This window comes from Azonexus sp. MM2026_4, from assembly GCF_055901855.1.
Map to the genome: position 1 here is coordinate 3,124,637 of NZ_CM148380.1, position 16,694 is coordinate 3,141,330.

The following is a 16,694-nucleotide window of genomic DNA, read 5'->3' on the forward strand; positions in this document are numbered from 1 at the left end:
GAAATGGTCTGGCCGGGGCGCCTAACTGATGGTCACGGTTCTTGTCCCGGCGGCGATGCTGGCGGTGGTCTCGGTGGCGACGATGGCGCTGCCGGGGGCGTCGCTGCCGATCAGGCGGTGCATCTTGCGCAGGCGGCAGACGAGTTCGTCCGGGGTCAGCGTGACCACGGCGTAGCCCTGGGCGTCGCTGTCGATGTGCTTGAGCCACGGGTTGCCGTCGAGCCCGGCGAGGGTCTGGGCAAGGCCGAGCAGGCTGCTGTTGAAGGCGGGGTCGGCGGCCAGCGCGTTGAGCACGGCATCGGTCGTCGCGTCGAGCTGGGCTTCCGGTACGCCCTTTTGCGCCAATGCGCTGCGCACCGGGTGGCGCACCTGCTGCTGCAGGTCGGCAAGCGTCGGCGCCGGGCGGCCGAGGGTGTAGTCGAGCAGGTTGACGTCGAAGCTGATGTCGCCGACACCGGGTACCGGCAGATTGCTGATCGGGTAATAGACCAGCGTGGCGAGGTCGCTGGACAGCGCGGCGACGGCGCTCTTGAGGTAGGAGAAGAAGGAATCGCTGGAGACGCCGGCGACGACGATCTCGTTCATCACCGGGTTGCCGCCGCCGGCGGCGCGGTAGTCGTCGCGCACTTCTCCGGCGTAGAAGGCGTGGATGTCGCCGGTCAGGGCGACGACGTTGGCGATGTTGTGGCTGGCGATGAAGTTCATCAGGTCGCGCCGCTCGGCGTCGTAGCCGTCCCACATGTCGGCGTTGAGGACGAAGTTGTTGAAGAAGGGGGCGAGGGCGGCCTTGTCGGCGGCCGGGATGTAGACCGAATTGACGCCGTTGGCGACGATGTCCGGCATGATCACGCCGAAGGCGGTGGCGGCGCCGACCGTCGGTAGCGCCTGCAGGGCGATCAGGGCGGCGATGGCGCGCGTGCCGTCGAGGCTGAGCTTGAGCAGCATGACTTCCGAGCCCCACAGCTTCCAGGTGGCGCTGGCGTTGCCCAGCGTCGTTTTCCACCAGTCGCGCTGCGTCGCGCCGAGCATCGAGACCAGCGCCAGCGGGTCGCCCAGGCCAGTGCCGGCGGCGATCTTGGCTGCCTCCACCTGATCGTAGAGGACCGCTTCGGGGACCATGTAGCGGCTGCCGATCGAGCCCGTCGCGCTGCCGGTGCTCGGGTTGGGCGCCGCTTCCGGGATCAGGTGGTCGCTACGGTAGAGGCGCTGGTCGGTCATCAGCAGGTGGGCCAGGGTGCCGAAACGGAAGTCGCGGTAGATGCGGATCGTCGCGAAGCCGGCGACCGAATCGTCGAAGCTGACGTCGGCCGGCATGTATTCGAACCAGGCCTGGTTGGCGCGGCGCCGCCGGGTGGTGGCGTGGGTGTTGTCGCCGAGGCCGGTGGCCGGGTCGTAGCTGCCGTTGTCGTAGGTTACGGCGTCGCCCCAGCAGTCGTCGGAAAACTCGTGGTCGTCCCAGATGGCGATCATCGCGAAGCGCTCATGCAGCGCCTGCAGGCGCGGGTCGGAGCGGTAGCGCTTGTACAGGTAGCGGTAGTCGTCGAGGCTGGTCGCGTAGCTCGAGCCGTCGGCGTTGGCCGTGCCGTTGGGGAAGACCAGGGCGCTGTGGCGGCCTTCGACGCTGCCGTTCTGGAAGGCGGCGCCAACGGTTTCGTAGATGTAGTCGCCGAGGTGGATGAAGAAATCGAGATCGCCGTCGCGCGCCAGCAGGTCGTCGAAGCCGGCCCAGTGGTTGACGCTCCAGTCCTGGCAGACGAGCAGGCCGAACTTGAGTTGGCCGATGGCGGCGTCCACGGCCGGTGCGGTGCGGAAGCGGCCGACGCGGGAACGGCTGCCGTCGACGCGGAACTGGTAGTAGTAGGTGGTCGCCGGGGTGAGGCCGCTCAGCTTGTGGCGGATCGTGTGGTCGTAGGTCTGCCGTGCGGCGACGCCGACGCTGGCGATATTGCTGCCCTGCAGCGCCTGGTTGCCGCCGAGCAGCGCGGCGTTGGCGGGGTCGCTGGAAATCAGCAACTGGGCGTCGATGTCGCCGCTGGTGGCGACCGCGATGTCGTCGGCAGTCTTCGGCAGGACGCGCGTCCACAGGACGATGCTGTCCGGGCGCGGGTCGGCGGCGGCGATGCTTTGCGGAAACTTGTGGCGGTCGGCGCTGCCGCCACCGCTGCTGCCGAGGCAGCCGCCGAGGCCGAAGGTGGCGATCGAGGTGGTGATGAAACCGGTGGCGCGCAGGAAATTGCGGCGCGTGACATTGACGCTCATGGGCTGCCCCTGACGATGCGGAAAGTCCGCAGTCTGCCGAGGGCAGGTTATGTCCCTATGACAGTCCGGCGACGCGTCAGGAAATGCCGTAGCGGCGCAGCCGGGCGGCGATCGCCGAGTGCGAGGTGCCGAGGCGGTGGGCCAGGCGGCGGCTGGACGGGTATTCGCGGTAGAGGCGTTGCAGCAGCTTGCGTTCGAAGTCGGCGACCGCCTGTTCGAGGCTGGCGACGGCGCCGTCGTCGTCGCCGGTTTCCGGCGCGCTGCCGGCGTCGCGCGCCAGTTCGAGGTCGGCGACGTCGATCTGGCTGCCTTCGCAGATGGTGACGGCGCGGAAGATCACGTTCTGCAACTGGCGGACGTTGCCGATCCACGGATTGGCCTGCAGCGCTGCCGCCGCCGCCGGAGTCAGGCGCAGCGCCGGGCGGGCGGCCTGGGCGCAGGCGCGGGCGAGGAAGTCGCGGGCCAGCGGCAGGATGTCGCCGGGCCGCTCGCGCAGCGGCGGCACGTGCAGGTTGAGGACGTTGAGGCGGAACAGCAGGTCCTGGCGGAAGCGGCCGTCGCTGACCATGCTTTCCAGCGCGCGGTGAGTGGCGCTGATGATGCGCACGTCGATGCGGATTTCGCGTTCGCCGCCGACACGGCGGAAGCTGCCGTCGTTGAGGAAGCGCAGCAGTTTGGCCTGCAGGTAGGGCGACATTTCGCCGATCTCGTCGAGGAAGACGGTGCCGCCGTCGGCCAGTTCGAGCAGGCCGGGCTTGCCGCCGCGCAGCGCGCCGGTGAAGGCGCCGGCGGCGTAGCCGAAGAGTTCGGCCTCGGCGAGGTTTTCCGGCAGGGCGGCGCAGTTGAGGGCGAAGAAGGGTTGCTTGCGGCGGCCGCTGCCGGCGTGACAGGCATGCGCCAGCAGTTCCTTGCCGGTGCCGGTTTCGCCGGTGATCAGCAGCGGCGCGTTGACCATCGCCATGCGCGCGGCGCGCTGCTTGAGCTGGGCGATCGCCGGCGAATCGCCGAGGATTGTCTCGAAGCCGCCGGCGTCGTAGTTCTGCAGCGCGCTCATCCGTTCGCCGAGGCGGCTTGGGGTGTGCAGGGTCAGCACGGCGCCCGCCACCTGGCCGCCGCTTTCGTGCAGCGGCTTGGTTTCCAGCAGGTAGGGTTCGCCGCCGATCAGGACTTCGCGCACCGGCAGGCGGTAGCCGCTGGCGAGCAGTTCGCCGGGCAGCGCGGGATCGTCGACGGCGGCTGCCAGCGTGCTGCCGACCAGGCCGCCGGGGCAGGCGGCGAGGGCGGCCTGATTGGCGACGACGACGCGACCTTCCTGGTCGACGGCGAGGATCGGGTCGGGCTGCGCGTCGAGCAGGGCGTCGAGGTAGAGCCGGCGTTGTGCGCCGGGCAGCATGGCGACGGTATCGACGCGATCGACCCCGGCGACGCCGAGCAACTGGGCGCGCAGTCCGGCGAGGTCATCGGCTTCGGCGGCTGGCGCTTCGATATAGATGTGAGGGGGATCGACTTCGACGGCGCTGACGTTGAGCCGGCGCCCGGCCAGTTGGGCAAGGATTTCCTGGGCGATGCCGACCCGGTCGGTGAAGTGCACGGCGATGCGCATGGCGGTTGTCACGAAATCAATACGATGTATCGATAGTAATACGCTGTCGTTGGATGCGTAAAAACCTTTTTCACCAATGGCTTGCGTGCGTTGAATGAAATAGTTGCGTAGCGAATTCGTTACGGTCGCGCTCGGTTGAACAGTGAGGTTTTTCCAAGTTGTTGTTTTTACAGGGAACTGCCGCCTGGCACGGGAATCGCTCAAAGCAGGCCATCAACCCAGCGCAACCCAAGGCAAGGAGAGTCGGCATGCATGTTCTCGTTCTCGGCAGCGGCGTCATCGGTACCAGCGTCGCCTACTACCTGGCGCGCGCCGGACACCGGGTGACGGTCGTCAACCGGCAGCCCGGTCCGGCGCTGGAAACCAGCTATGCCAACGCGGGCGAGGTTTCGCCCGGGTATTCGGCGCCCTGGGCGGCGCCCGGCGTGCCGTTCAAGGCGATCAAATGGCTGTTGATGAAGCACGGGCCGCTGGTCATCAAGCCCGGCTTCGACCCCGCGCTGTGGCGCTGGATGCTGGCCATGCTCGGCAACTGCAACGCGGCGGCCTACCGGACCAACAAGCGGCGCATGGTGCGCCTGGCCGAATACAGCCGCGACTGCCTGCGCGAGCTGCGTGCCGAAACCGGCATCGAGTACGACCAGCGCAGCCAGGGCACCTTGCAATTGTTCCGCACGCAGAAGCAGCTCGACGGCGTTGCCGGCGACATCGAAATCCTGCGCGAATTCGGCGTGCCCTTCGAACTGCTCGACCGCGCCGCTTACCTGCGCCACGAGCCGGCGCTGGCAGCGGTCAGCGACAAGTTCGTCGGCGGCCTGCGTCTGCCCGGCGACGAGACCGGCGACTGTTTCAAGTTCACGCAGAACCTGGCCGGGCTGGCCGCCGAACTGGGCGTCGATTTCCGCTTCGGCGTCGATATCGGCGGGCTGAATCAAGATGGGGGGCGTATCACCGGGGTGCGCACGGCGGGCGGCACGCTGACCGCCGACCACTACGTGCTCGCCCTGGGCAGCTATTCGACCGCCCTGCTGCGGCCGCTCGGCATCGATATCCCGGTCTATCCGGTGAAGGGCTTCTCGCTCACCGTGCCGATCGTCGATCCGGCGGCGGCGCCGGAGTCGACGGTCATGGACGAAACCCACAAGGTGGCGGTGACCCGGCTCGGCGACCGCATCCGCGTCGGCGGCACGGCGCAGCTCTCCGGTTTCGACCTCAGCCTGGCCGAAGGCCGGCGGCGGACGCTGGAATTCGTCGTCGGCGACCTCTTCCCTGGCGGCGGCGACCTCGCTCGGGCCGAGTTCTGGACCGGCCTGCGGCCGATGACGCCGGACGGCACGCCGATCGTCGGCCGCACCCGTTACGACAACCTGCTGCTGAGCACCGGCCACGGCACGCTGGGATGGACGATGGCGGCCGGTACCGGGCGCGTCGTCGCCGACCTGGTCAGCAGCCGGCAGCCCGAGATCGCCGTCGACGACCTCGGCGTCGCGCGCTACGCCGGCGCCGAGGGTCGGCGTCGCCCGCCGCGCCCGGTATCGGCGGCGCCGGCTTGAGCGTTTACAAATCGGCGGACATTTCCTTGCAACTTCCGTCCCGGCAACCGGTCATTCCTCCAGTAGTGCACCCCACCATCACGAGGAGACGAAAATGCCGAACAGAGCTGTCATCAAGATTGTCCAGAATCGCGAGTTCCTGGTCTGCCAGCCGGAAGACGACGTGCGGACCGTCGCCGCGCACATGAAGCGGCACGGCCAGGCGGCGGTTCTGGTGGTTTCGCCGGAGGGCCTGCTGCTCGGCATCTGCACCGAGCGCGACCTGGCCTATAAGGTACTGGCCGAGGGGCTGGACGGGACGACCCCGGTGTCGGCGGTGATGACGCCGGAGCCGCGCACCGTGCCGCCGGAGATGATCTTCGGCCACGTCCTGCACCTGATGTACGAGGGCGGCTTCCGCCACATGCCGGTGGTCGATCCGGGTGGCCGGCCGCTCGGCCTGGTCTCGGCGCGCGACGCGCTGGGCCTGGAAATGATCAGTTTTGCCGGCGAGATGGCGCAGCGCGAGGCGCTGACCGAAATCCTCTAGCCCGTCACCGGCGGCGCCGCCGCCTGCAGCAGTTCGCCGATGAAGGCCTGGGCGGGCAGGGACAGTACCTTGCCCTTCAGGTGCACGATCGACCACGGCTGCTGGATCGGAAAGCCGGCGACGTCGAGCAGGCAGAGGCCGTTGTCGGCCGGATCGGCGGCCAGCGCGTGGCGCGACAGGATGGAAAGCCCGACGCCGCTGGCGACGAGGTCGCGGATCGCCTCGTTGCTGGCGACCGTCAGCCTGACCTTGAGCGTCTGGCCGCTGGCCTGCAGGTGACGATCCACCGCCGCCCGCGAACCGGAGCCGGCTTCGCGCAGCAGGAAGGCTTCGTCGGCCAGCGCGGCGGCGTCGATCCGCCGGCCGGCCAGGCGATGGCCGAGCGGGGCGACGACGTGCAGCGGGTTGTCGAGGAAGGGACGGACGACGACGTCGATGTCCTGCGGCGGGTAGGACATGATGTAGAGGTCGTCCTCGTTCTTGCGCATGCGGTCGACGACGCCGGCCCGGTTGGTGATCTCGAGCCGGACGTCGATGTCCGGATAGCGGCGGCAGAAGGCGCCGAGCATGCGCGGCAGGAAGTACTGCGCGGTATTGACCAAGGCGACGCGCAGGCGCCCGCTGTGCAGGCCTTTCAGCGCGCCGATCGCGGCGTCGAGGCGGTTCCATTCGTGATCGAGGACGCGCACCGTCGCCAGCAGTTCCTCACCGGCGGCGGTCAGGCGGATGTCGCGGCCGATCTGCTCGAACAGCGGCAGACCCAGCGTATCGGCCAGTTGGCGGATCTGGATCGAGACTGCCGGCTGGGTCAGGTGCAGGGTCTCGGCGGCGCGCGAGAAACTGCCCAGACGGGCGACCGTGGCAAAGGTTTCGAGCTGGCGCGGGGTGATGTGGCGCTTCAATATATATAAGTTTCAACAAATGATTGGCTGTCAAAGTTTAATTGGATTTAATCAATGGCAGAAGGGATAGTCACGCCGTCGCGGCCCAGCCGCCTGCTGGATAGCCTTCATGCCCTTCGAACCCGTCATCCTCTTCTTCCTGCTCGGCGCGCTGGCCGGGCTGATCCGTTCCGACCTGCGCATCCCCGCCGTCCTCTATGAGTCGCTGAGCATCTTCCTGCTGCTCGCCATCGGCCTCAAGGGCGGCGTCGAACTGGCACGCTACCCGGTCGGCGAGTTGCTGTTTGCCGCCGGTGTCGTCGTCGCAGCAGGCGCGCTGATCCCGCTCATCGCCTTTCCGGTGCTGGCCCGTCTGGGCAAACTGCCGATCGCCGATGCGGCGTCGATCGCCGCCCACTACGGCTCAGTCAGCGTCGTCACCTTCGCCGTCGCCTCGACCTTCCTCCTCGGCCGCGGCGAAAGCGCCGAGGGTTACATGACCGTGTTCCTCGTCCTGCTCGAATTCCCGGCGCTGATGATCGGCATCTGGCTGGCGCGGCGCGGCGCCGGCTCGGGCGACTGGGGCAAGGTGCTGCACGAGGTCTTCGCCGGCAAGAGCATCGTCCTCCTGCTCGGCGGCCTGGCGATCGGCTGGGTTGCCGGCAGCGAGGGACTGAAGCCGCTCGACAAGCTGTTCTTCGACCTGTTCAAGGGCATGCTGGCGATCTTCCTGCTCGAGATGGGCCTGGTTGCCGCCAGCCGCATCGGCGACCTGCGCCGGGCCGGCTGGTTCCTCGCCGGCTTCGCCATCGCCATGCCGCTGGTCGGGGCTACGCTCGGCGTCGTCACCGGCCAGTTGCTCGGCCTGTCGGTCGGCGGTACGACGCTGCTCGCGACGCTCTATGCCAGCGCTTCCTACATCGCGGCGCCGGCGGCGATGCGCATCGCCGTGCCGGAAGCCAACCCCGGCCTGTCGATCGGCGCCGCGCTCGGCATCACCTTCCCGTTCAACTTGCTGCTCGGCATTCCGGCCTATCATTGGGCGGCCGTCACCCTGCATGGAGTCTTCGCATGAATCGCCCGTTGCAAACCCGCAAGTTGCTGACCATCGTCTGCGAGGCGGCGCTGGAAAAAAGACTGGAAAAGGAGTTGCCGGGTTTCGGTGCGCACGGCTACACCATTTCCGACGCCCGCGGCAGCGGTGCCCACGGTCGCCGCGATGCCGCCTGGCCGGCGAGCGCCAACATCCGGGTCGAGGTGTTGTGCGACGAGGCGGTCGCCGAAGCCGTCGTCCGCCACCTGGAAGCGCAGTATTTCAGCAGCTACCAGTTGGTCGTCTTCCTGTCGGACGTCCAGGTGCTGCGGGCGGAGAAGTTCTAGGGCGTGTTCATAGTAAGCAGCGTTCCGCTGGTTACTATGAATACGCCCTAGCCGAGCAGCTTGCGCTGGTCGAGGAAGGTCTCGAGGATTTCCAGGCGGGCCAGCGGGTCGTCGAGTTCGAGCAGCTTCTGCTTGGCCAGGTTCTGGATCGGCAGCACTTCGGTCAGCCGGTAGCCAACCCAGCCGGCGTCGTCGTAGCGGTGGGGTTCCGGGATGCGCGCCGGGCCGAGGTCGCCAACCACGCGCTGGAGCAGCGGCAGCAGGCGCTCGCGGTTCTGCGGCAGCGGCACTTCGGGTTCGATGAGCAGCTCGACGGTCGCCCGCAGCAGTCGGTCGGCGCCGACCTCGTGGTCGAGGATGCGGAAGCGGCGTCCGCCAATGGCGTCGAGCATCAGGATGCCGAGCTGTTCCATTTCCCAGTTGGCGATGCTGGCCAGCGTGCCGACGGTGTGCGGCACCGCGGCTTCGCCGACTTCGGCGCCGGCGTCGATCAGGCAGATGCCGAAGAGCGTGTTGTCCTTGAGGCAGGCGGCCGCCATGTCCAGGTAGCGTTGCTCGAAGACTTTCAGAGGTTGCACGCCGCCGGGAAAGAGCACGGTGTTGAGCGGAAACAGCGGAATCTCCAGCGTCTCGACGCCGCCGCCGCCGGGGGCGCGGATGAAGTCGAACCAGCCCATCAGCGGTCTTCGCCCCAGCGCTGCATCAGGCTGTGCGCGACGCCGATCTGGTCGAGGATGCGGGCGACGACGAAATCGACGATGTCCTGCACGCTCTGCGGATGGTGATAGAAACCGGGGCTGGGTGGCAGGATGACGGCGCCGGCGCGCGAGAGGCGCAGCATGTTTTCCAGGTGGATCGCCGAGAACGGCGTTTCACGGGGAACCAGCACCAGCTTGCGGCCTTCCTTGAGGACGACGTCGGCGGCGCGCTCGATCAGTTTGTCGGAAAGCCCCTGGGCGATCGCCGCCAGGGTGCCCATCGAACAGGGGCAGACGACCATCGCGTCGGGCGGGTTGGAACCGGAGGCGACCGGCGCGAACCATTCCTCGCGGCCGAAAACCTGCAGCTTTTCACCGTCAACCGTGGGCAGGCGCGCGAGCAGCGCAGTCCGGGCGTCGGCCGGCCGTGATGGCAGCTCGAAGTCCAGTTCCTGCCGGGCGACGATCTGCGCCGCCTGCGAATACAGCAACTGGACGCAACAGCCGGCGCCGAGCAGGCATTCGAGCAGGCGCAGGCCGTAGGGCAGGCCGGAGGCGCCGGTCAGGGCGAGGCAGACAGTGGCACTCATGGAGTGGATTCCGGGGCGGGAGAGTCAGCCAGCAGTTTAGCCGCGATCAGGCCGTTGATGGTGCCGAAGAACAATGCGGCGGCGGCGAAAACCGGCAGCAGCAGGAAGACGCCGTCGTGCGGGATCAGCCAGGCGCGGGCGAGCAGCAACTGGCCGCCGATGTGCGCCAGCGCGGCGAGGATGGACAGACTGACCGGCCCGAACCAGCGCGGCGGCAGGTGGCGCGCGAGGCCGAGCGTGAGCAGGCTGAGCGTCGTGCCGGTGGCTGACAGGAAGAAGCCGGGGGCGAGGAAATAGCCGAGCAGCAGGCTGCCGGCGAGCACGCGCAGGACGCTGACCCAGACCGCGGTGCCCCAGCCGTAGCGGAGCAGCACGATCAGCGTGACGATGTTGGCGAGGCCGGGCTTGATCCCGGGCAGCGGCGTCGGGATCGCCGCGTCGACCAGCGACAGGCCGACCGCGGCGGTGGCCAGCCAGGCGACCCGGCGGTCCTCCGGGGTAACCGCGAGTTCAATAACTGAGCGAGTCATAGACCTTGGTCCGGCCGGTGATCTGCAGGCTGACGCGGTTGGGTGCGCAGATGGCGATTTCGCCGGGGCGCATCAGCCAGCCCTGCTTGACGCAGTACTGGCGCGGCCCGGGATCGGTGACGACGCGCGCGCGGCCCGGTTCGATGACAATCCGGGTGACGCCGAGCGGGCCCGGGATGAGAATCTCGCGCCGGGTCCGGAGATCGACTTCGGCGAAGACCGCTCCCTCCTGGCGGACGATGGCGCGGTCGGCGAGGCCGCCCTGCCAGAATTGCGGGATGCTGAGACCGACCAGTGCCGCGACGACCAGGAAAACCAGCCAGTCGCCGGGGCGGATCAGCGCCAGCCAGCGCATCAACCGGCCAGCGTGCGATGCCGGACCAGCACACGGGCCTGGCCGGCGAAACGGCAAGCCAGCGCTTCCGCCAGATAAACGGAACGGTGCTGGCCGCCGGTGCAGCCGATGGCCACCGTCAGGTAGTTGCGGTTGTCGCGGATGTAGCTGGGCAGCCAGTCGGAAACGAAGCGGCCGATGTCTTCGCGCATGCGGACGACGTCGGGGTCGCTTTCGAGGAATTCGGCGACCGGGCGGTCGCGCCCGGTCAGCGGGCGCAAGGCCGGGTCGTAATGCGGGTTGGGCAGGCAGCGGACGTCGAAGACGAGGTCGGCGTCGAGCGGCAGGCCGTGCTTGAAGCCGAAGGACTCGAACATCAGCGTCAGTCCCTGGCCGGGCTGGCTTTCGATGAACTGGCGCACCCATTCGCGCAGGGCGTTGGCTTTCAGGCCGCTGGTGTCGATCCGGTGGCCGAGACCAGCAATCGGCGCTACCAGTTCGCTCTCCCGGCGGATCGATTCGGCCAGCGAGCGTTGGTCGTCGGCCAGCGGGTGGCGGCGCCTCGATTCGGAATAGCGCTTGAGCAGCGTTTCTTCATTGGCGTGCAGGAACAGGAAAGTGACGTTGACACCGTCCTCGCTCAGTCGCTTGAGTTTGCCGGGCAGCAGGTCGATGCCGCCGCCGGAGCGGGCGTCGATGGCCACCGCCACCTTGCTGACCTGTTCTTCCTGCAACATGCCGACCAGTACGGTAAGGATGACGACCGGCAGATTGTCGACGCAGTAATAGCCCGAGTCTTCAAGCAGGTTGAGGGCGACGGACTTGCCGGAGCCGGAAAGGCCGCTGATCAGTATGAGTTCCATGCCCGGCAGGATAAAGGAAGGCGGCGCCGCGCGGCAACTTTCCCTGGGTGTTGGCCAGGACTGTGGCATATCATCCTCCTCCCTGCTGTCATTCAGTCTGCCATGTTCTCCTTCCCGCCTTTTCGTCGCGGCCTGCTTGCCCTTTGCCTTGCCTGGTCGTCATCTGCAGCGTGGGCAGCGCCATCGGCCATTGAACAATTGCTGCTGGAAAAGGATTACGCCCGGTTTCAGACAGAGGCCCGGGATGCGGCGAGCGGTGGTGGTGCAGCGGCCGCCGATGCCTTGTTCCTGCTTGGCAAGGCTTGCCATCTTGGTCTCGGGATTGAGGTCGATGCCGAGCAGGCGATCATTTACTACCAACAGGCCGCCACGCTCGGCAGTCCGCGGGCTCTCCACAACCTTGGCAGCCTGTTGCTGGAGCGCGGCGAGCGGAGGGCGGCGATCCGCTTCTTCCAGCAGGCGCTGGATGCCGGTCTGCGCGAACCGACCTTGTACAACCTCGGGCGCGCGCACGACCTGACCCGTTCTCAGCTGTTCGGTCTGGCGGACGAGCGTGCCATGTTGCTGACAGCAGCCAGTTACTACGAGCAGGCTTACGCCCTGTCGGGCGATGTGGCCGTGATCGGCGATATCGTTCGCGTGCGCAGCACCGCTTGGCGTATCGTCGCCGACGAGGCTGACCGGCACGAACTGATGAAATGGGTCAATCTCGGCGTCGCCCGCGAGGTGGCGACGGTTTTTCAGAATTACGGTGCCATGCTTTACTACAGCGGTGATCGTGCTGCAGCCCGTCCCTGGTTCGAGAAGGCGCAGGCGCGTGGTGTGCTTGCCGCGACTCATGCCCTGGGTCTGCTGGAAAAGGATGCCGGCGATCCCGCCGGGTTGGCCGAGGGCTATTTCCTGCGCGCGGCGCGGGCGGGCTTTGCCGAAGCGCTGGAGGAGCTGTCCCGGATTTTTGGTCGGCGTTTGCGCGCGGAGCAGGGCATCGAAGCACTGGCGGCGCTGCTCGCCCAGGTGGACGAATTGCGTCCTTTGGCCCGGAAACATGCTGTCAGCTGGCCGCCCCATGCCTACAAGGATGCCGCGCAGCGGCTGGCCCGGATGCGTTTCATCGCTGAAAAGCGGGGGCAGCCTTCGCCATTGCCGGCGGGGCAGATCAGTCTGCGTCTGTGTCTGACCGATATTGAAGGAGCGGGCGGTTTTCCGCTGGTCAACGAGCCGGCGCGTGTTGTTGCGCTCAGTGTGCCGACGGACGAGCCGCTGGGTTTCGACAATGGTCCACATTACCGCACCGACCGTCGTGGCTGTCTGAGCAGTTCATCGAGCGACGACGCCTGGTTCAGGCAGCGACTGGCCGCCGGCGACAGCCTGTTCCTGATCCGCAACAGTCATGCCGTTCCGCTACAGGTGGTGGGCGATCGGCAGAGATTCCAGTTGCGTCCGCTTGACCTCGACCAAGCGGCGCCCGGCGACGGACGACTGCGGTCATTCGAGGAATCCGGGATAATGGCTGACACAAGAAAACCCGTGGAGAGACAACCATGACCCCGACCCTTCCCCCGCCCGAACTGCCTTTCCTGGCCGAGCTGACGGCGCTGCGCCGCGACCTCCATGCCCACCCCGAACTGGCTTTCGACGAGCAACGGACGGCCGACATCGTCGCCGGCGAACTGGCCCGCTACGGGCTGGAAGTGCATCGTGGCCTGGCCAAAACCGGCGTCGTCGGCGTCCTCAAGGCCGGCAGTTCGCCGCGCATGATCGGCCTGCGCGCCGACATGGACGCGCTGCCGCTCGCCGAGCTGAACGAGTTCCCGCATCACTCGAAACACCCGGGGAAGATGCACGCCTGTGGCCACGATGGCCATACCGCGATGCTGCTCGGCGCCGCTCGCTACCTGGCGGAGAACCCGGAGTTCGATGGCAGTGTTGTCTTCATCTTCCAGCCGGCCGAGGAATCGGAAGGCGGCGCCGCGGTGATGATCGAGGACGGCCTGTTCGAGAAATTCCCGGTCGAGGCGGTGTTCGGCCTGCACAACTGGCCGGGCATCCCGGTCGGCGAGATGATGGCGATGCCGGGGCCGGTGATGGCCGGTACCTGCGGCTTCGAGATCCACGTGCGCGGCCACGGCTGCCACGCGGCGATGCCGCACCAGGGAATCGACGCCATCGTCACCGGCGCGCAACTGGTGCAGGCGCTGCAGACCGTGGTCAGCCGCACCTTGCATCCCTGTGATGCGGCGGTGGTCAGCGTCACCCAGTTCCACGCCGGCGAGGCCTGGAACATCATCCCGGAAGAGGTGGTGATGCGCGGCACCATCCGCAGCTTCAAGCCGGAAGTCCAGGAGAGCATCGAGCGCGCCATCGAGCGACTGTGCAGCGGCATTGCCGCCGCCAACGGGGCGCAGATCGCGGTGCGCTTCGAGCATCGCTATCCGCCGACCGTCAACAGCCCGGCCGAAGCAAAATTCTGCCAGCAGGTTGCTGCCGAGGTGTTCGGCGCCGAGCGGGTGCTGACCGACATCCTGCCCTCGATGGGCGCCGAGGATTTCGCCTACATGCTGCGCGAGAAACCCGGCTGCTACGTCTGGCTGGGCAACGGGCCGGGCACCGGCGGTTGTACGCTGCACAACCCGCACTACGATTTCAACGATCAACTTCTGACGCAGGGTGTCGCTTACTGGGCGCACCTGGTCAGGCGCGCCCTGCCCAGAGCGGCCTGAGGCTTACAGCCGGAACTGGGCGATCGCCCGGTTGAGTTCGCCGGAAACCGCATTCAGGCGGTCGGCGCTCACCACCACCTGGTGCAGCGCCTGATCGTTGCTGGCGATCAGGTTGCGCACCTGCTCGACGTGCGACTCGATCTGCTGTTCGCTGGCGTTTTCGGCGCTGATCGCCCGGGCAATCCGGTCGACCACGGTGCGCACTTCCTGCGCGCTCGCCTTCATGCGGTCGAATGCTTCGCGCGACTGTTTGGACAGTTCGACGCTTTCGCCGACCTGCAGCAGGCCGGCTTCCATGCCTTCGACGGCGCGCTGGGTACCGGACTGGATGCTGGCGACCATGGCCGAGATTTCGGAAGTCGATTGCGTCGTCCGCTCGGCCAGCTTGCGCACCTCGTCGGCAACCACCGCGAAGCCGCGTCCCTGTTCGCCGGCACGGGCCGCCTCGATGGCGGCGTTGAGCGCCAGCAGGTTGGTCTGGCCGGCGATGTCGGAGATGACGCCGAGGATGGCGCTGATTTTCGCCGACTGGGCGCCGAGTTCCCGGATATGTGCCGCCGTCGCCTGCACCGAGGCAGCCATCGCCTCGGTTTCCGCCGCCGCGCGGCTGGCCAGTGCGGCGCCGCTGTCGGAAGTGGCGCTGGAATCGCCGACGATGCGCTCGGCGTCGTTGACGGCGCGCATGATGTCGTTGAGGCCGTTGGTCGCGACATGGACGTTATTGACCATTTCCTGGGCGTAGCTCAATTGCTGCTGGCTGCCGTCGGCGACCTGGCGCGTTGCGTCGTCGACCAGGCGGGCGCCTTGCTCGACGTCGCGGGCATGCGTTGCCAGGCTGCCGACCAGTTGCCGCAACTGTTCCTGCATGCGCGCCAGGGCGCCGAGCAAGCTGTCGCGGTTGCCGGCGTCGAGGGCGATGCTTCGGCTCAGGTCGCCGGTGGCAACGGCGTTGGCGACTTCGCGGGCATACGCTGGCTCGCCGCCGAGCGCGCGGCGGACGTAGGCCAGCGTCGTCCACACGCTGCCGACGCTGATCAGGATGGCAATCCCGGTCAGCACCAGGATCAGGGTTGCCTGCGTCCGGGCGGCACTTTCCACGCGCGCCCGCTCGTCCAGCGTCTTCTGTTTGAGCGTCCCCAGGTCGTCGAGCAGTAGCTGCTTCAACTTGCGCCAGGCCGGCGTTTCCTTGGCGTTGATCAGCGCTTTGGCCTCGTCGAAGCGGCCGGCCTTGAGCGCGGCCAGCACAGCCGTCTGCGCTTCCGCCTGGGCGTTGGCGAGGCTCTCCAGCGCCGCCGTCGTTTCGCTGAAGCCGTCGACCTTGGCGGCGTTGGCAACGGCCGACTGGCGGGCCTTGGTGAAATCCTCGCGCGCCTTGTCCAGGTTCTGGTATGCCTTGGGATTTTCCGGGTCGAGCGTGATGTTGCGCAGCGCCTGGCCCATCTGCAGCCCCTGCGCGTACATCTCGCGGTAGTCCTGGCGCAGCGCGCTGGTTCCGTCGAGGAAGCGGCCGAAGCTCGCCGAAGTCCCCTGCAGCCCGGTATAGGCAACGCCGATGGCGCTGATGAAGGCGCCCATGATCAAGGCCATGCCCAACAACAATCGATTGCGAAAGCTCATCACTGTCCCCTTATATTGGCTTCTCCTTATCATTGTAAGAGGCCGCACCGGATTTGGGTCAGCGAACGACGAGGATATCTCCCTGGCGATCTAGCACGCCCGCGCCGCTCAGGTCGGCAAGCAGGCGGGCGGCCAGCTCGTCTTCTGCCAGCGCGAGATAGCGCTGGTTGATATCGACGGCGAACGGCAGGCTGGCCAGGAAACCGGGAAAATCCGTCGCCGTCAGCTGGCGTCTTTCCATCAGCGCGAAGGCGACGATCACCTTGAGCGCGTGCCAGGCCAGTCGCTCGATGTCGGCGCAAAAGCCATCGAGCCGCCGGAAGGCGGTGGCGAGCGCCCGGTTGACGTCGGCAAACGGAGCGCCGTGGCCGGGGATGACGATGTCGATCGGCAGGCGGCCGAGCATTTCCAGCGTCGCCCGGGTGGCCGCCAGGCCGTCGGCGGTACCCAGCAGTTCCGGGAAGATCACGCCGAAGCCGTTTTCCCACAGCGCATCGCCGGAAATCAGCAGGCGCCTTTCCGGGTTGTAGAAGGCGAGCGCCTCCATGTCGTGACCGGGTACCGCCAGCGCCTGCCAGCTCAGTTCGGCAAATTCGATCGCGCTGCCGGCCTCGATCAGCGCGTCGTGGCGGAAGGGGGCAGCCTGCTGGCCGAGCGGCGAGAGCAGCAGGGCGGCTTCGTCCCAATCGGCGATGCTCGCCTGGAGGCCGGCGGGCACCGCGATCGAACAGCCGAAAACGGCTTGCACTGCGGCATTGCCGCCGATATGGTCGGAGTGCGAATGGGTGTTCAACAGGCGTTCGAGGCGGCAACCGGCGAGCGCATGGCGGAGCAGGGCGACCGTTTGTTCGGCGTGGGTGACGTAGCCGCTGTCGATCAGCGTCGCCCGCTCGCCGTCGAAAGCGAGGATGTTGTTGGCCGACAGCCAGCCGCGCTCGATGACCCGCAGACTGTCCGGCAGCTTCGCCGTCATGCCGGGGGCGGGGTTTCGTCTGTCGCCGGCACCGGGGTTTGGGTTGGGGCGGCGGTTTCCGGCGCGTCTTCCGGCGGCCGGCCGCAGCCGAGGCAATAGCCGCTGTCGGGGTCGGTGGTGCAGATGCCGACGCAGGGGTAGAGGTCTTCGCTGGGCTCGTTCAT

At 67.5% G+C, this 16,694-nt stretch carries 17 protein-coding genes; 6 read left to right on the plus strand and 11 right to left on the minus strand.

Annotated elements, in window-relative coordinates:
* Window positions 1-21 precede the first annotated feature (21 nt).
* Together AC0KWY_RS14645 and AC0KWY_RS14650 are read right to left on the minus strand one after the other, a co-directional pair.
* Window positions 22-2,259 (minus strand): alkaline phosphatase D family protein, encoded by a 2,238-nt coding sequence (locus AC0KWY_RS14645; protein ID WP_474026229.1) that lies wholly within the window; start codon window positions 2,257-2,259, stop codon window positions 22-24.
* 76 nt (window positions 2,260-2,335) lie between these two features.
* Window positions 2,336-3,874, minus strand: coding sequence for a sigma-54-dependent transcriptional regulator (locus AC0KWY_RS14650; RefSeq protein WP_474026230.1), 1,539 nt, complete (start codon window positions 3,872-3,874; stop codon window positions 2,336-2,338).
* 236 nt (window positions 3,875-4,110) lie between these two features.
* On the opposite strand from AC0KWY_RS14650, the gene AC0KWY_RS14655 reads away from it, so the two are divergent.
* Both AC0KWY_RS14655 and AC0KWY_RS14660 read left to right on the plus strand, forming a co-directional pair.
* Complete coding sequence (locus AC0KWY_RS14655) at window positions 4,111-5,415, plus strand: D-amino acid dehydrogenase (RefSeq protein WP_474026231.1); 1,305 nt, start codon at window positions 4,111-4,113, stop codon at window positions 5,413-5,415.
* Window positions 5,416-5,509: 94 nt separating this feature from the next.
* The gene (locus AC0KWY_RS14660; RefSeq protein ID WP_474026232.1) at window positions 5,510-5,944 is read left to right on the plus strand and encodes a CBS domain-containing protein; all 435 of its coding nucleotides are present in this window, start codon (window positions 5,510-5,512) and stop codon (window positions 5,942-5,944) included.
* Here AC0KWY_RS14660 and AC0KWY_RS14665 read toward each other — a convergent pair.
* Window positions 5,941-6,846 carry a LysR substrate-binding domain-containing protein gene (locus tag AC0KWY_RS14665; protein WP_474026233.1) on the minus strand — a complete coding sequence of 302 codons (906 nt, stop codon included), beginning with the start codon at window positions 6,844-6,846 and terminating at the stop codon, window positions 5,941-5,943. The genes AC0KWY_RS14660 and AC0KWY_RS14665 overlap by 4 nt on opposite strands.
* Before the next feature lie 109 nt (window positions 6,847-6,955).
* On the opposite strand from AC0KWY_RS14665, the gene AC0KWY_RS14670 reads away from it, so the two are divergent.
* Window positions 6,956-7,900 carry a sodium-dependent bicarbonate transport family permease gene (locus AC0KWY_RS14670; protein WP_474026234.1) on the plus strand — a complete coding sequence of 315 codons (945 nt, stop codon included), beginning with the start codon at window positions 6,956-6,958 and terminating at the stop codon, window positions 7,898-7,900.
* A complete protein-coding gene (locus tag AC0KWY_RS14675; protein ID WP_121458576.1) occupies window positions 7,897-8,205 on the plus strand; it encodes a P-II family nitrogen regulator in 309 nt (102 codons plus the stop codon). The genes AC0KWY_RS14670 and AC0KWY_RS14675 overlap by 4 nt, the downstream gene beginning before the upstream one ends.
* Window positions 8,206-8,252: 47 nt before the next feature.
* Here the strand turns inward: AC0KWY_RS14675 and AC0KWY_RS14680 are convergent, their stop codons facing one another.
* The 5 genes from AC0KWY_RS14680 to rapZ are packed head-to-tail and all read right to left on the minus strand — an operon-like array spanning window position 8,253 to window position 11,220.
* Window positions 8,253-8,882 carry an LON peptidase substrate-binding domain-containing protein gene (locus tag AC0KWY_RS14680; protein ID WP_474026235.1) on the minus strand — a complete coding sequence of 210 codons (630 nt, stop codon included), beginning with the start codon at window positions 8,880-8,882 and terminating at the stop codon, window positions 8,253-8,255.
* Window positions 8,882-9,493, minus strand: coding sequence for a flavin prenyltransferase UbiX (locus tag AC0KWY_RS14685; RefSeq protein WP_474026236.1), 612 nt, complete (start codon window positions 9,491-9,493; stop codon window positions 8,882-8,884). Before AC0KWY_RS14685 ends, AC0KWY_RS14680 begins: the two co-directional genes overlap by 1 nt.
* Window positions 9,490-10,023, minus strand: coding sequence for a Gx transporter family protein (locus AC0KWY_RS14690; protein WP_474026237.1), 534 nt, complete (start codon window positions 10,021-10,023; stop codon window positions 9,490-9,492). The genes AC0KWY_RS14685 and AC0KWY_RS14690 overlap by 4 nt, the downstream gene beginning before the upstream one ends.
* Window positions 10,004-10,378, minus strand: coding sequence for a NusG domain II-containing protein (locus AC0KWY_RS14695; RefSeq protein WP_474029736.1), 375 nt, complete (start codon window positions 10,376-10,378; stop codon window positions 10,004-10,006). Before AC0KWY_RS14695 ends, AC0KWY_RS14690 begins: the two co-directional genes overlap by 20 nt.
* Entirely contained in the window at window positions 10,378-11,220 is an 843-nt protein-coding gene (gene rapZ, locus AC0KWY_RS14700; RefSeq protein ID WP_474026238.1) for an RNase adapter RapZ, read from the minus strand. Before rapZ ends, AC0KWY_RS14695 begins: the two co-directional genes overlap by 1 nt.
* A 102-nt stretch (window positions 11,221-11,322) precedes the next feature.
* On the opposite strand from rapZ, the gene AC0KWY_RS14705 reads away from it, so the two are divergent.
* On the plus strand, window positions 11,323-12,765 hold the full coding sequence (locus AC0KWY_RS14705; protein ID WP_474026239.1) for a tetratricopeptide repeat protein: 1,443 nt from the start codon (window positions 11,323-11,325) through the stop codon (window positions 12,763-12,765).
* On the plus strand, window positions 12,762-13,940 hold the full coding sequence (locus AC0KWY_RS14710) for a M20 aminoacylase family protein (RefSeq protein WP_474026240.1): 1,179 nt from the start codon (window positions 12,762-12,764) through the stop codon (window positions 13,938-13,940). The genes AC0KWY_RS14705 and AC0KWY_RS14710 overlap by 4 nt, the downstream gene beginning before the upstream one ends.
* A gap of 3 nt (window positions 13,941-13,943) precedes the next feature.
* Here AC0KWY_RS14710 and AC0KWY_RS14715 read toward each other — a convergent pair whose 3' ends face one another.
* The 3 genes from AC0KWY_RS14715 to AC0KWY_RS14725 are packed head-to-tail and all read right to left on the minus strand — an operon-like array spanning window position 13,944 to window position 16,694.
* Entirely contained in the window at window positions 13,944-15,557 is a 1,614-nt protein-coding gene (locus AC0KWY_RS14715) for a methyl-accepting chemotaxis protein (RefSeq protein ID WP_474026241.1), read from the minus strand.
* A 58-nt stretch (window positions 15,558-15,615) separates the two neighbouring features.
* Window positions 15,616-16,530, minus strand: a complete 915-nt coding sequence (locus tag AC0KWY_RS14720) for an MBL fold metallo-hydrolase (RefSeq protein ID WP_474026242.1) — start codon at window positions 16,528-16,530, stop codon at window positions 15,616-15,618.
* Window positions 16,527-16,694 carry a DUF1289 domain-containing protein gene (locus AC0KWY_RS14725; RefSeq protein WP_474026243.1) on the minus strand — a complete coding sequence of 56 codons (168 nt, stop codon included), beginning with the start codon at window positions 16,692-16,694 and terminating at the stop codon, window positions 16,527-16,529. Before AC0KWY_RS14725 ends, AC0KWY_RS14720 begins: the two co-directional genes overlap by 4 nt.

Excerpts from the sequence above, each read along its gene's own strand:
- AC0KWY_RS14645 (WP_474026229.1), bottom strand. The coding sequence starts at position 2,259 with ATGAGCGTCAATGTCACGCGCCGCAATTTCCTGCGCGCCACCGGTTTC.
- AC0KWY_RS14690 (WP_474026237.1), bottom strand. The coding sequence starts at position 10,023 with ATGACTCGCTCAGTTATTGAACTCGCGGTTACCCCGGAGGACCGCCGG.
- AC0KWY_RS14710 (WP_474026240.1), top strand. The coding sequence starts at position 12,762 with ATGACCCCGACCCTTCCCCCGCCCGAACTGCCTTTCCTGGCCGAGCTG.
- AC0KWY_RS14670 (WP_474026234.1), top strand. The coding sequence starts at position 6,956 with ATGCCCTTCGAACCCGTCATCCTCTTCTTCCTGCTCGGCGCGCTGGCC.
- AC0KWY_RS14715 (WP_474026241.1), bottom strand. The coding sequence starts at position 15,557 with ATGAGCTTTCGCAATCGATTGTTGTTGGGCATGGCCTTGATCATGGGC.
- rapZ (WP_474026238.1), bottom strand. The coding sequence starts at position 11,220 with ATGGAACTCATACTGATCAGCGGCCTTTCCGGCTCCGGCAAGTCCGTC.
- AC0KWY_RS14695 (WP_474029736.1), bottom strand. The coding sequence starts at position 10,378 with ATGCGCTGGCTGGCGCTGATCCGCCCCGGCGACTGGCTGGTTTTCCTG.
- AC0KWY_RS14720 (WP_474026242.1), bottom strand. The coding sequence starts at position 16,530 with ATGACGGCGAAGCTGCCGGACAGTCTGCGGGTCATCGAGCGCGGCTGG.
- AC0KWY_RS14725 (WP_474026243.1), bottom strand. The coding sequence starts at position 16,694 with ATGAACGAGCCCAGCGAAGACCTCTACCCCTGCGTCGGCATCTGCACC.
- AC0KWY_RS14675 (WP_121458576.1), top strand. The coding sequence starts at position 7,897 with ATGAATCGCCCGTTGCAAACCCGCAAGTTGCTGACCATCGTCTGCGAG.
- AC0KWY_RS14680 (WP_474026235.1), bottom strand. The coding sequence starts at position 8,882 with ATGGGCTGGTTCGACTTCATCCGCGCCCCCGGCGGCGGCGGCGTCGAG.
- AC0KWY_RS14705 (WP_474026239.1), top strand. The coding sequence starts at position 11,323 with ATGTTCTCCTTCCCGCCTTTTCGTCGCGGCCTGCTTGCCCTTTGCCTT.
- AC0KWY_RS14655 (WP_474026231.1), top strand. The coding sequence starts at position 4,111 with ATGCATGTTCTCGTTCTCGGCAGCGGCGTCATCGGTACCAGCGTCGCC.
- AC0KWY_RS14685 (WP_474026236.1), bottom strand. The coding sequence starts at position 9,493 with ATGAGTGCCACTGTCTGCCTCGCCCTGACCGGCGCCTCCGGCCTGCCC.
- AC0KWY_RS14660 (WP_474026232.1), top strand. The coding sequence starts at position 5,510 with ATGCCGAACAGAGCTGTCATCAAGATTGTCCAGAATCGCGAGTTCCTG.